The organism is Cupriavidus sp. 05T313 (genome assembly GCF_056396665.1).
Window position 1 is genome coordinate 1 of record NZ_JBFTLX010000222.1, and the last position, 12,050, is coordinate 12,050.

The 12,050-nt window shown below is 67.7% G+C and carries 9 protein-coding genes; 3 read left to right on the top strand and 6 right to left on the bottom strand.

Translation table 11 applies throughout. From position 1 onward, the window contains the following. The 5 genes from AC1DKD_RS32335 to AC1DKD_RS32355 form a co-directional block, all read right to left on the bottom strand. On the bottom strand, positions 1–1,418 hold a 1,418-nt coding region (locus AC1DKD_RS32335), incomplete at its 3' end, for an acyl-CoA carboxylase subunit beta (RefSeq protein WP_477144162.1). Between the two features lie 151 nt (positions 1,419–1,569). Continuing rightward, the gene (locus tag AC1DKD_RS32340) at positions 1,570–2,472 is read right to left on the bottom strand and encodes a phosphatidylglycerol lysyltransferase domain-containing protein (RefSeq protein WP_477144163.1); all 903 of its coding nucleotides are present in this window, start codon (positions 2,470–2,472) and stop codon (positions 1,570–1,572) included. Then, positions 2,469–3,281: a TIGR03084 family metal-binding protein gene (locus tag AC1DKD_RS32345; RefSeq protein WP_477144164.1), complete on the bottom strand. Its 813-nt coding sequence runs from the start codon at positions 3,279–3,281 to the stop codon at positions 2,469–2,471. Before AC1DKD_RS32345 ends, AC1DKD_RS32340 begins: the two co-directional genes overlap by 4 nt. A gap of 98 nt (positions 3,282–3,379) precedes the next feature. Next, entirely contained in the window at positions 3,380–4,150 is a 771-nt protein-coding gene (locus AC1DKD_RS32350; RefSeq protein ID WP_441629599.1) for an AraC family transcriptional regulator, read from the bottom strand. Positions 4,151–4,398: 248 nt separating this feature from the next. After that, the gene (locus AC1DKD_RS32355) at positions 4,399–6,231 is read right to left on the bottom strand and encodes an acyclic terpene utilization AtuA family protein (RefSeq protein ID WP_441629598.1); all 1,833 of its coding nucleotides are present in this window, start codon (positions 6,229–6,231) and stop codon (positions 4,399–4,401) included. 285 nt (positions 6,232–6,516) lie between these two features. Between AC1DKD_RS32355 and AC1DKD_RS32360 the strand changes: the two genes are divergently transcribed. Beyond that, complete coding sequence (locus tag AC1DKD_RS32360) at positions 6,517–8,085, top strand: fatty acid--CoA ligase (RefSeq protein ID WP_477111830.1); 1,569 nt, start codon at positions 6,517–6,519, stop codon at positions 8,083–8,085. Between the two features lie 29 nt (positions 8,086–8,114). Here the strand turns inward: AC1DKD_RS32360 and AC1DKD_RS32365 are convergent, their stop codons facing one another. Next, a complete protein-coding gene (locus AC1DKD_RS32365; RefSeq protein ID WP_441629596.1) occupies positions 8,115–9,038 on the bottom strand; it encodes a LysR family transcriptional regulator in 924 nt (307 codons plus the stop codon). Between the two features lie 146 nt (positions 9,039–9,184). On the opposite strand from AC1DKD_RS32365, the gene AC1DKD_RS32370 reads away from it, so the two are divergent. Continuing rightward, on the top strand, positions 9,185–10,201 hold the full coding sequence (locus AC1DKD_RS32370; RefSeq protein WP_477144165.1) for a Bug family tripartite tricarboxylate transporter substrate binding protein: 1,017 nt from the start codon (positions 9,185–9,187) through the stop codon (positions 10,199–10,201). Positions 10,202–10,271: 70 nt separating this feature from the next. Then, positions 10,272–11,981: an N-acyl-D-amino-acid deacylase family protein gene (locus tag AC1DKD_RS32375; protein WP_441629595.1), complete on the top strand. Its 1,710-nt coding sequence runs from the start codon at positions 10,272–10,274 to the stop codon at positions 11,979–11,981. The last annotated feature ends 69 nt before the right edge of the window (positions 11,982–12,050 follow it).

Genomic DNA, 12,050 nt, shown 5'->3' on the forward strand with positions numbered 1-12,050 from the left:
GAGTCAGCCTCCCCGCCTTTGCGCTTCATGGCGGCCTCCGTGACGATGGCCATGGTGCGGGCCGCCTGTTCGCCGCCCATCACCGCGGTCTTGGCATTGGGCCAGGAGAAGCAGAAGCGCGGATGGAAGCCCCGCCCGCACATGCCATAGTTGCCCGCGCCGAACGAGGCGCCGCAGTAGATGGTGATCTGCGGCACGGTGGCGTTGCTCACCGCCTGGATCATCTTGGAGCCGTGCTTGATCATGCCGGCTTCCTCGTAGCTGCGGCCCACCATGAAGCCGGTGGTGTTGTTCAGGTAGAGGATGGGCGTGCGCGACTGGCAGCAGGCCTGGATAAAGTGGGTGGCCTTGGTCGCGCCGGCGGGATCGATGGGGCCGTTGTTGGTGATGATGCCCAGCGGCCAGCCTTCGATCTTGATATGGCCGCACACGGTGGCGCCGCCATAGTTCTCGCCGAATTCAAGGAAGTCGGAATCGTCCGCAATGCGCGCGATCACCTCCTTCATGTCGACGGGGCGCTTGTGGTCCATCGGCATCACGCCGAGCAGTTCCTCGGCGTCGTAGCGCGGCGGCTTGAACGCGCGCGGCGCGGCGGCGGGCTGGTCGCGGTTCCAGTCGATCTTGCCCAGGATCTCGCGCGCAATCCGCAGCGCATCGCGATCGTCTTCGGCCAGGTAGTCGCCCAGGCCGGAAACCGAGGTATGCATCACCGCGCCGCCCAGCTCCTCCTCGGTGGCTACCTCGCCGGTGGCCGCCATCAGCAGCGGCGGCCCGGCCAGGAACGCGCGCGAACGGCCCCGCACCATGATGATGTAGTCCGACAAACCGGTCTGGTAGGCCCCGCCGGCGGTGGAGGAGCCATGCGTCACGGTCACCACCGGCAGGCCGGCCGCCGACAGGCGCGCCAGATTGYGGAACAGGTTGCCGCCGCGCACGAAATCCTCGACCTTGTAGGTCATCAGGTTGGCGCCGGCGCTCTCTACCAGTTGCACGTACGGCAGCTTGTTTTCGAGCGCGAGTTCTTGCGCGCGCAGTTGCTTGTCCAGCCCCTTGGGCTGCAAGGCGCCGGCGTTGATGCCGGCGTCCGAGGCGCTGATCATGCAGCGCAGGCCCGATACAAAGCCGATGCCGGCGATCAGGCCGCCGCCGGGTACGCTCTTGTCCAGGTCGGGGTTGTCCAGCCCCAGCCCGGCCAGCGACGACAGTTCGATGAACGGTGCGCCCGGGTCAAGCAGCAGCGCCAGGCGCTCGCGCGGCAGCAACTGCCCGCGCTTCTCGAAGCGCGCGCGCGATGCGGCTGACGTATTGGCGGCACGCTGTTCGAAGGCGCGGATACGTTCCAGCAGGGCTAGCATGCCGGCGCGGTTGGCCTGGAATGCTTCGCTGCCGGCGGAGAGTCTGGATTCGATATTTGCCATGTGGGTTTCACGTTGCTCGAGGCGGCAGTGCGCCGGTGTGAAGTCATGGTAGGGGTGGGAGGCGGTACGGTCTTGCGAGAACTGGCTGTGCTGCTTCGGGCCTTTGGGGGTGCGGTTTCAGAACCAGCGCAAACCGGCCAGCGGCCGCCATTCAGTCCGCGCGCAGCCGCACCCGGTACTTCGGCAGCAAGGCGCCGGGCGCATACGAAAGCTTGGTCTGCCGGAAGTTTTCCAACCCCAAGTCCTGCTCGAAATTCAGCCATGCCACCGGGCGGGCGAAGGCCGTGCAGAAATGGTGGAACATGTACTGGTAGATGCCCTTGAAAGCCACCAGGCCCTTGGCAAAGCGCATGGCGAAGACCGCCGGGCGGATCTCCTGCGCCAGCAAGAAGCCCACCGGTTGCCCGGCCACTTCGTACAAGAAGCCTTCCAGCCCCAGCGCACCGGCGTGCAGCAAAGCCTCGCCGCACGGCGCGTCATCGGCCTCGCCCTGGGCCTTGTGCCTGGCGTGCATCCATCCTTCGTGCACGGAGAGGGCTTTCCGGGYGAGTCCGGCGTGGTAGGGCCGCGCGGTGACGGCATGCGCGGCCAGCAGTTGCTTCATGAGGTTGCGCTTCTTGGCCAGGGTGGTACCGCGATAGCCCGCAAAGTTGGCGGCCGGATAGAGATAGTCGGCGTCGGCACGCGCTTCGTTCCCGGTGAAGACGGCGGGATCGAGGCGCGCCATCTGGGCCGAGGAAAGCGGATAGAAACAATGGTGCTCGCAAAGCAGCGCCTGCAGGACGTGGCGCGGCGCCGTGGCGAGATCGAACAGCGGCAGCGCGTGGCGCGCGCCGTCATAGGTCAGGCCGCTGATATGCGGATAGCGGCCGCCAAAGTACCGGTAGGCGTGGGCTTGCCGGAACAGATACAGGTTGGCGAAGGCGTGTTCGGACAGGCAGGTTTCGGCCGGGTCCACGCTGAGGGCACGCAGGGCCGAATCGATCCCGGCGGCCAGTGCCAGCGTGAGCGGTTCGCCGGCCGCCACGCACTGCGGTAGTGCGAACCCGTTCACTCCGCGGGCGCCGTGCGCAATACACGCGTGCCGGCGGCCGGTCCGGTGGCGGGTGGCCCCGCGAAGCACTGTGCCTGCGCCAGCCATCGTTGCGCCGGGCCCGGGCTGTACCGCAGCCGGGTGTCGTCCAGGTGGCGGMGCTGAGTGACCAGCAGGCAGAAATCCTCCGCGCTGCCGCGTACGAAATTGTCCGGCTGGGGTTCGTTCCAGGTCCATTGCCCGCCATCGGGCGCGCTGAGTTCCACGTACGGCGCCGGCCCCGGCACCGGCTCGCCGCGATTGACGAAGGTCCACCCATAGGTGGTGGCGCCGATATGCGCGATATGCTTCAGGCGGGCCGTGGGCGCGCGCGCCCGGCCCGCCGTGTCCCAGACATCCTGGCCATGCGCCCAGGTCTCCATCAGCCGCGCAGTGGCAAAGCTGCGTGCGCTCATGGGCGGCCCGTACCAGGGCAGGCGCGCTTTGGGATCGAGCGCGGCAAGGGTCTGCACCAGCCGCTCGTACACGGGCTGCCAATACGCCAGAAGTGCCGGCCCGTCGAGGTGGCCGTAGACTTCCCGCGCCACAGCGCTGATATGCCCGCCMGCCGCCATCAGCGTGTTGAGCGCCTGCGCGTCACGCAGGAAGGCTTCCGGATCGGTGGCGGACTGCAGCGCGGTCTGGTCGAAATAGCACAGGTGGGCAATCTCGTCCCACGCGCTCCAGTCATGGAAGGCGCTGGGCTGGCGCCATTGCGCGGGGCTGAGCGAGGCGGCAAGCGCGTGCAACTCGTTGTATTCGGCCAGCAGGTCCTGGCAGGTCTCTTTCATGGGGTGGTATCCCGCTGCCCTTGACGGGCTGATTGTCGTTGGCCGCCATTGTGACGCAAGGCGCCCCGGCGATCTTGCGCCAACTGGTCGCCGCCGGCCTACAGCGGGCGGCAGGCTGTCAGCGGCGGCAGCCCATGCAGCGCCAGCTTGCGCGAACCGGCAAAGATGTCCCGCGGCTTGAGGCCGTAGACACGGCGGATGGAATGGCTGAAATGGGTGGAATCCGGATAGCCCGTATCCAGCGCGACTTCCGCCAGGTTGGCCTCCTGCGTGACGTAGTGCAGCAGGCTGCGGGCGCGTTTCCAGGTACGGAAGGTGCGGAACGGCGTACCGACTTCCTCCTTGAACAGGTGCAGGAAACGCGAGAACGACAGGTTGGCATCGCGCGCATGATCGGTGGCCGCGCTGCGGCTCCCCGGATCGCTCTTGATTTGCCGCACCGCCGCATCGATACGGGGGTCGAGTGCGCGCGGCGGCAGCGGCTCCCCCAGCAACAGCGTATCCAGCAGGCGGGGATCCAGTTCCGGCCGGTGCATGCCGCGCAACTGGGCGATCAGGTCGCGCGCATGCTGGGCCAGGCGGGGCGCGGCCAGCGCGCCGCCGGGGCCGCGCAGCAGCGCGGGCAAGCCTGACATATCGACGGTCTCGGGCTCGATCAGGAAGCCGCAGAGAGTGCGGCTGTCCGACGCGATGCGGTGCGGCACATAGGGCGGCACGAATGCAATTTCGGCCGTCTCCCACCCACCCTGCGCAACGCTCAGGCGAAACGGCGCGTCCAGCGCCACATACAGCAGGATGGCGCCGATGGAGCGCACCGACGGCGCGCCAAGCAGGCCGACGTAGAGCACGCGGTCGGGGTCGATCCACATGAAACTTCCGCTCGGCCGGTCGCAGGACCGGGCCGGGGTATCCCGCTTGCATTCCAAGACTGGCGGCATCTGGTCTCACTGTTCGCGGCGCCGCGAGTGACTGACGGCTGGCACCTGGTTCGGCAAGAAGGCGCGGGCTCCGGCAGCCGCACCGCGGCTTCCCGCACCTCCAGCATCATGCCAGCGAAGCCGGCCGAACAGCGCTCCGATGGGGTTTATCCCGATGCCCGCATGGCCCGCGGACTGGCTCATGCTCCCAGTGCCCTGGCCAGCCCGGGCGGGACCCGCACCGGCATCGCCAGCAAGACCTGCCCCATCCCCTTGCCCAGCGGGTCGTTGCGCAGCGAGGCCATGCCGCCCCCGCCGAGCGCCTGCTCGCAGAGGAAGTTGAAGGCGCCGATGCCGGGCAGGAAATAGCGCGTCACCCTGCCCTTCACGTTATGGGCGAGGAACGCGGCCACCGCGGCCTCGCTGAGTTGCCCCGCGATCAGCGGCAGATAGGCGGCATCGCGCGCGATGATGCCGATGTTGGAGAAATCGCCCTTGTCGCCGCTGCGGCCATAGGCCAGCCTGATCAACGGGACTTCGACCCAGTCTCCGCCGGGCTCCGCCGGGGCGAACGCGGAGGATGCGGTGGCAGCCCCGTTTCCGGAGGCCGGGCTGGCCTGGGCTTCGTCTCCGGGGACGAACGCCGCCGGCAACGGCAGCGGCTGTTCGTCCAGCCAGACGGCGGGCCGGACCATCGTCTTTGGCACCAGGAAGGGAAACTGCTTGATGGCCAGGCTGACGGAAGGCCGCCCGCCCACCCCGGTGGTGCCGGGCGACCACGACGTGCCAGCCGGCGCGATCTCGCGGGCGAACAGTTCCAGCGCGCGCTTGTCCGGGTGGGCCACCGCCAGCCACATCACGGCCTCGAACAACGGCGGCTGCGGCACGTGCGGGCCAAAGGACGCGGCGGTGCCCAGCACGTCCAGCCGGGTCTCGGTGAAGTCCGGCAGCCCGGCCCGGGCCAGCAAGGCGCGGCTGCGCTCCAGGAAAGCCTCGCCGCTGCGCCGCGCCTTGCGCACGGCGTCGAAGCCGACGATGGTCAGTTGCGCCGAACAGCGGTAGCCGTCCGCATATGTGGCCGACACCTTGTAGCTGGCGGTAGGCGCGCGGCCCCTGGCGCCTTGCACCTCCACCAGGTCCGGGCCGGCCTGGCGCAGCGTGACGCCCGTGAAGTCGCAGATCACGTCGGGCAACAGGTAGGCGGCCGGATCGCCGATCTCGTACAGCATCTGCTCGCCGACCGTGGCGGGATTCACCAACCCTCCGGTGCCGGGCGGCTTGCCGACCAGGAAGGTGCCGTCGGAACGGCAGGTCACCACCGGATAACCGATGTTGGCCCAGTCCGGCACCTGCTCCCAGTCGGTGTGCAGGCCGCCGGTGGCCTGGCAGCCGCACTCGATGATGTGTCCAGCCAGGCTGCCCGCCGCCATCAGGTCGTACGCCCCCGGCTCCCAGCCGAACTCATGCATCAGCACGCCGAGCGTCACCGCGCTGTCCACGCAGCGCCCCGTGATCACGATATCGGCGCCGGCATCCAGCGCGGCCCGGATCGGCACGGCGCCCAGGTAGGCGTTGGCGGTCAGGATGCGCGCGGGCATGGCGGCGCCGGTCTGCATATCCCGCACGCCGGACTCCCGCAGCGCATCCAGCTGCGGCAGGAGGTCGTCGCCATCGACCACGGCCACCCGCACCGGCACGCCCAGTTCCTCGGCCAGCTTGCGCACCGCTGCCGCGCACGCGCGCGGGTTCACGCCGCCGGCATTGCCGACGATACGGATGCCCTGCGCGAGGGCAGGCTTGAGTACAGCGCGCAAGGCGCCGGTGACGAAGTCCAGCGCATAGCCGGCTTCCGGGTTCTTCAGCCGCGCGGCGGCCAGCAGCGACATGGTGAGTTCGGCCAGATAGTCGAACACCAGGTAATCGACCTCGCCCTTCTCCACCAACTGCACCGGTCCGATCCCGCTGTCGCCCCAGAAGCCCGAGGCGCCGCCGATACTTACGGTTTCCTTGCCCTGCCGATTTTGCTTGTTCATGGACGTGCTTTCCTCTTCCTTCCGCTAGCGATTGGCGTGTCGCCGATGCGTCGGCCTGTCATGTCGCATCGACCCTCGCCGGCACGATAGCCAGACGCTGCCGGCACGTCTTGCGTCAATTGGCTCCTGCCTGGCGGGCAACGCACGGCGCTCACCCCGCCGGATTCATATATGCACAGTGCTAATCGTTATTTCCAGAAAAGCGGCGCGGACTTTATATTCGACGGTTTTCGCCGGTCGGCGTGGCCGCTGGCGTCTCCTCATCCTCGCTGCCGGAGCATTGCCTTGAGTCACGTCCTTACGCTGGGCGACACCCTTTCCTGGCCCGCGCGCTACCTGCCGCGCAAGACCGCGCTGGTTGCCGGCATGGGCGCCAGCCGCCGCACCTGGACCTATGCCGAACTGGACGCGGAGGTGAACCGCCACGCCCACGCCCTGCTGTCGATCGGCGTCGGCCGCGGCGATGTGGTCGCGGCCTTCCTCTACAACACGCCGGCCTTCGTTTTCAGCATGCTGGCGGCGGCCCGGGTGGGCGCGATCTTCAACCCGGTCAACTACCGGCTGGCGGCGCAGGAACTGGCGTTCATCCTGGAAGACGGCAAGGCCAAAGCCCTGCTGTTCGAGCGGGAAGGTGCGGAGGTGGTGGAAAAAGCGGCCGGGCTGGCGCCCGGCACGACGCGCTGGATCTATGCCGATCCCGAACCCGCGCCGGCCTTCGCCACGCATCACCTGGACACGCTTGCCACAGGCCAGCCGCATGAGGCGCCGGGGATTGCCGTCGGGGAGAACGATCCCTGCATCCTGATGTACACCAGCGGCACCACCGGCCGGCCCAAGGGGGTTCTGCACACCCACCGCAGCAAGCTCGCACACAACGCGATGATGCATCAGGCGATGACGCTCTCCCGCGAGGACGTCGGCCTGTCGATCGCCCCGCTCAACCACACGGCGGAACTGCACACCAGCTTCCTGCCGCGCCTGCACCTGGGCGCCACGCAGGTGCTGCAGCGGCGCTTCGATGCGGGCGAAGCCTGGCAATTGGTGGAAGCGGAAAAAGTCACGCACTTTTTCGCCGCGCCGACGATGGTCGGCATGATGCTCAACCACCCGGAGGCCCACACGCGCGATTTGTCGTCGCTGCGGCTGGTCGAGTATGGCGGCGCATCGATGGCGCCGCACCTGATCCGCGAGTGGGACCGTACCGTCGGCGCCGGGCTGGTGCAGGTCTACGGCACCACCGAGATGGGACCCTGCATGTCGGTGCTGTATCCGCACGAGCAACTCAGCCACGCCGGCTCGGCCGGCCTGCCCTCGCTCAACCATGATCTGGTGGTAGCGGCCTTGCGCGAAGACGGCGCGCCTACCGATCCGGCCGAGCGTTGCGCGCCCGGCGAAGTCGGCGAGATCCTGGTGCGCGGGCCGTGCATGATGGCCGGCTACCTGAACCGTCCGGACGCCAACGCGCGCGCACTTGCTCACGGCTGGTACCACACCGGCGACCTCGGCAGCCTGGATGAAGACGGCTACCTGTGGGTGCGCGACCGTATCGACTACATGATCAACTCAGGGGCCGAGAATGTGTATCCGCGCGAGGTGGAGGATGCGCTGATCGAGCATCCGGCCGTGCTGGAAGTCGCCGTCATCGGCGAGGCCGACGCCACCTGGGGGCAGTTGGTCTGCGCCTACGTGGTGGCCAAGGCGGGGGCGCAAGCCAGCGCGGAAGTGCTCGACGGTTTCCTGGTGCACGGGGACCGGCTGGCCGCCTATAAGCGGCCGCGCCGGTATTACTTTGTGGATGCGCTGCCCAAGACCACGAGCGGGAAGATCCAGAAACACTTGCTGCGGGTGAAATGAAGATGGCGGGCCGCGGGCCCGCCACCTGTTTATCTCGCCGCCCCCGCGCCCACAGCCGCTTCGATCATGCCGATCAGCAGTTCCGCCGCGCCGGACAGGCTTCGGCCTCCCGGATAGACCAGCATCAGGGGCAGTGGCGCGGGAGACAGATAGTCCAGCGCCAGCGGCAGCAGGCTGCCTGCCGCCAACTCCGCGTGGACGGCCTCGTGCGTCGCGAACAGGACGGTATCGGTAGACATCGCCACTTCGCACAGCACCTCGACGTTGTCGCACTCCAGCCGCACTGGCAGCGCTTCGGGTCCATCCAGCCTGAATAGCGCCGCCACTTCCTCACGGGCGCGGGGCGGCAGCTTGGTCGTCGCCAGTCCGTATCCGGCCATCCTGCCCCGTATCTCATCGCCCGCCAGCGCGGCCAGGGGGTGGCCAGGATTGACGAAGAAGCCCATGCGCTGAGCCCGCAACGCGCGCACCTGGAAATCAGCCGGCGGCGGCAGGCTGTGCGTTACCGCGACCACGAAGTCGAGTTCGTCGCGCTGCAGCTTTTCCAGCAAGCGGCGCCAGCTCTCCGTCTCTACCCGTACCGAAAGCCCGGGATACTCGCGCGCCAGGCGGGTCAGCACCGGGCCCAGGAAAGCCGCCGCGGGGAACGAGCCCACGCCAAATTCAATAACGCCGCTTTCAAAGCCGCGCATGCGCTCGGCCTCGCGCTGCAGGGCGCGAAGGTCGCCGAGCATGCGCTGTGAGCGCGCCAGTACCATGCGGCCCGATTCGGTGGGCAGCAACCCGCTGGCGGCGCGGTCCACCAGCTGCAGGCCGAGGGTTTCTTCCAGCGTCTGGATGCTGCGCGTCAGCGCTGGCTGCGTCAGGTTCAGCCGGCGCGCCGCCCGCGAAAAACTCCGTTCTTCCACCAGCACGGCAAAGTGCTCCAGGCGTCGCAGGCTAAGCATATGCATTTAATTTATCGAAACGGCGATAAATATGCATTTGATTTGGCGGCAACGCAATACCTATACTCAGCACGCAGACCGGCCAGGGCGTCACTCGCGCCAACATCCAGAGCACAACGGCTGCGCCATCCAGACATGGAGAAGGAGACAAAATGAACCGCCCCAATCCCAGGCGACGCGCCCTGTCGCGCCTGTCAATCCCGGCGCTCGCCATCGCCGCGGGCATGCTGGGCAGCCCGATCGCAAGGGCGGCCGCAGCGACTGACTGGCCGCAGCCCGGCAAGCCCGYGCGCGTGGTCGTGCCATTTACTGCGGGCTCCGGCGGCGACGCCCTGCTGCGACTGATCGCCAAGCGTGCCTCGGAGCAGTCGGGCGCCAATATCATCATCGACAACAAGCCCGGTGCCGGCACCTTCATCGGCGCGCAGGATGTGGCGCGGGCCCCGGCGGACGGGCACACCCTGCTCTACACCATCGTCGTCACGCATACGCAGAATCCGCACCTGTACAGCAAGCTCCCGTACGACCCGTTCAAGGACTTCACCCCCGTGGTCCAGCTGGTGCGATCCGCTACCGTGCTGGTGGCCAACCGCAACGCGCCGTTTGGCAATGTGCGTGAGCTGGTCGCCTACGCGAAGCAGCATCCCGGCGAACTGAACTTCGCCTCGTACAGCCTCGGTTCCACCTCGCATCTGAATGGCGAGATCCTGCAGCAGCGCGCTGGCATCCAGATGGTCCACGTGCCATACAAGGGCACGGCCGACGCCACCCGCGCGGTGCTGGCCGGCGACGTGCAGGTCTACTTCGACGGCACCGCCACCGCCGTGGAGAACGCCCGCGCCGGCAAGGTCAAGCTGCTTGGCGTGGCCGCCGACAAGCGCCTGGCGGTGCTGCCCGAGCTGCCCACCATGGCGGAGCAAGGCGTGGAGGGACTCGACATCGTCGGCTGGCAAGGCCTGTTCGGCCCAGGCAACCTGCCCGCGCCAGTCGCGCAGAAGATCGCCGATACGTTCCGCGCCGCGGCGCAGGCGCCGGATATCGCCGAGATGATCCGCGCGCAGGGCAACGATCTCAGCGGCGCCGGGCCGGACGCCTTCAGGAAGATCGTTGCGCAGGACTACGACCGCTGGGGCGCGGTGATCAAACGGATCGGCTTGAAGCTCGATTAGCCGGCCATCCGCGCCCGTCCCCGGGGCCGCAATTTACTGCACTCTCATCAAGACAGAAGGAACAGATTCCATGCATGACTTAGTCATCCGCAGCGGCACCATCGTCGACGGCACCGGCCGCGAGAGCTTTCAGGGCGACCTCGCGATCGACGGCGGCATGATCAGCCAGGTTGGCGGCAAGGCGGGCTCCGCGCGGCGCGAGCTGGACGCAGCAGGCGCTCTCGTCACGCCCGGCTGGATTGACATCCACACGCACTACGACGGGCAAGCCACCTGGGATCCCTACCTTTCTCCGTCCACCGGCCACGGCGTCACCACGGCCGTGATGGGCAACTGCGGGGTCGGCTTCGCGCCGGTGCGCCCCGCCGACCGCGCCTGGCTGATCAAGGTCATGGAGGGCGTCGAAGATATTCCCGGTTCGGTGCTGTCCGAGGGCATCCAGTGGGACTGGGAGACCTTCCCGGAATATCTCGATGCGCTGGACCGTCGCCCCAAGGCGCTGGATATCGGCGCCCAGATTCCGCATGCCGCGCTGCGCGCCTACGTGATGGGCGATCGCGGCATTGATCACGACGAAGCCACGCCCGACGATCTCGACCAGATGTGCGAACTGGTACGCCAGGGCATGGACGCTGGCGCGTTGGGTTTCTCCACCTCGCGGACCTTCCTGCATAAGTACGATGAACGCAAGTACCCGCCCGGCACCTTCGTCACCGGAGAAGAAATCACCCGGCTCGGCCGCGTGCTGGGCGAGGCCGGGCACGGGGTCTTCCAGATGACGGCCAATCACGTGTCGATGGATAACGAGCTGCCCTGGCTGGAACGGCTGGCGCGCCACACTGGCCTGCCGGTGCTGTTCAACCTGCAGCAGACTGATCCGGCTCCGGACCTGTGGCGCGACCTGATGACCACGCTCGACCGCGCGCATGCCGAGGGGGTGCCATTGTATGGGGGCATCAGCGGCCGGCCGTTGGGCCTGCTGTTCTCCTGGCAAAGCAGCCTGCATCCCTTTATCGCCAGCCCGGCCTTTATCGAGCTCGCCGCCCTGTCCTTCGAGGCGCGCATTGCCCGCTTGCGCGACCCTGCGGTGCGTGCACGCATCCTGTCCGAGCCGCGCGCACGCATGGACCGCGGCATCGAATCCATGTTCGCCAACTACCCGCGCATTTTTCCGCTGGGCGAATCGCCGGACTACGAACCGGCGCCCGAGAAGAGCGTCGCCGCCATCGCCGCCAGCCGCGGCCAGGAGCCGCTTGCCATCATCTATGACCTGATGCTGGCCAACGACGGCAAGGCCATCCTCTACTACCCCAGCTTCAACTACTCCTACGGCACGCTCTCCCACCTGCACGAGATGCTTCAGCATCCGGCCACCGTCAACAGCCTGTCCGATGGTGGCGCGCATTGCGGCTATATCTGCGATGTCAGCATGCCAACCTTCATGCTGACCCACTGGGCCCGCGAGCGCAGCCGGGGCCCGCGGCTCGCGCTCGAAGCCATGGTCAAGCGCCAGTCTGCCGACACCGCGCGGCTTTACGGGATGACCGATCGCGGCACGCTGCTGCCCGGCATGAAGGCGGATGTGAACGTTATCGACTACGCGCGCCTGCGCCTGCATGCGCCGCGTATGGCTTTCGACCTGCCGGCCGGCGGGCGGCGGCTGGTGCAGGAAGCCGATGGCTATGTCGCTACGGTGGTGGCGGGCGTGCCGATTTTTGAGAACAAGGTGGCGACGGGGGCGTTGCCGGGGCGGCTGCTGCGGGGGCGGTGCGAGAGATGAGTCCATGCCGTCAGTCGCGGCGAAGATGACCAGATCGCCGGATTGATCTTGATTTGCTTCGTCATGCTA

What these genes read in the sequence shown, in the direction of transcription:
- AC1DKD_RS32350 (WP_441629599.1), bottom strand. Translation starts at nt 4,150, where the DNA reads ATGTGGATCGACCCCGACCGCGTGCTCTACGTCGGCCTGCTTGGCGCG.
- AC1DKD_RS32355 (WP_441629598.1), bottom strand. Translation starts at nt 6,231, where the DNA reads ATGAACAAGCAAAATCGGCAGGGCAAGGAAACCGTAAGTATCGGCGGC.
- AC1DKD_RS32365 (WP_441629596.1), bottom strand. Translation starts at nt 9,038, where the DNA reads ATGCATATGCTTAGCCTGCGACGCCTGGAGCACTTTGCCGTGCTGGTG.
- AC1DKD_RS32375 (WP_441629595.1), top strand. Translation starts at nt 10,272, where the DNA reads ATGCATGACTTAGTCATCCGCAGCGGCACCATCGTCGACGGCACCGGC.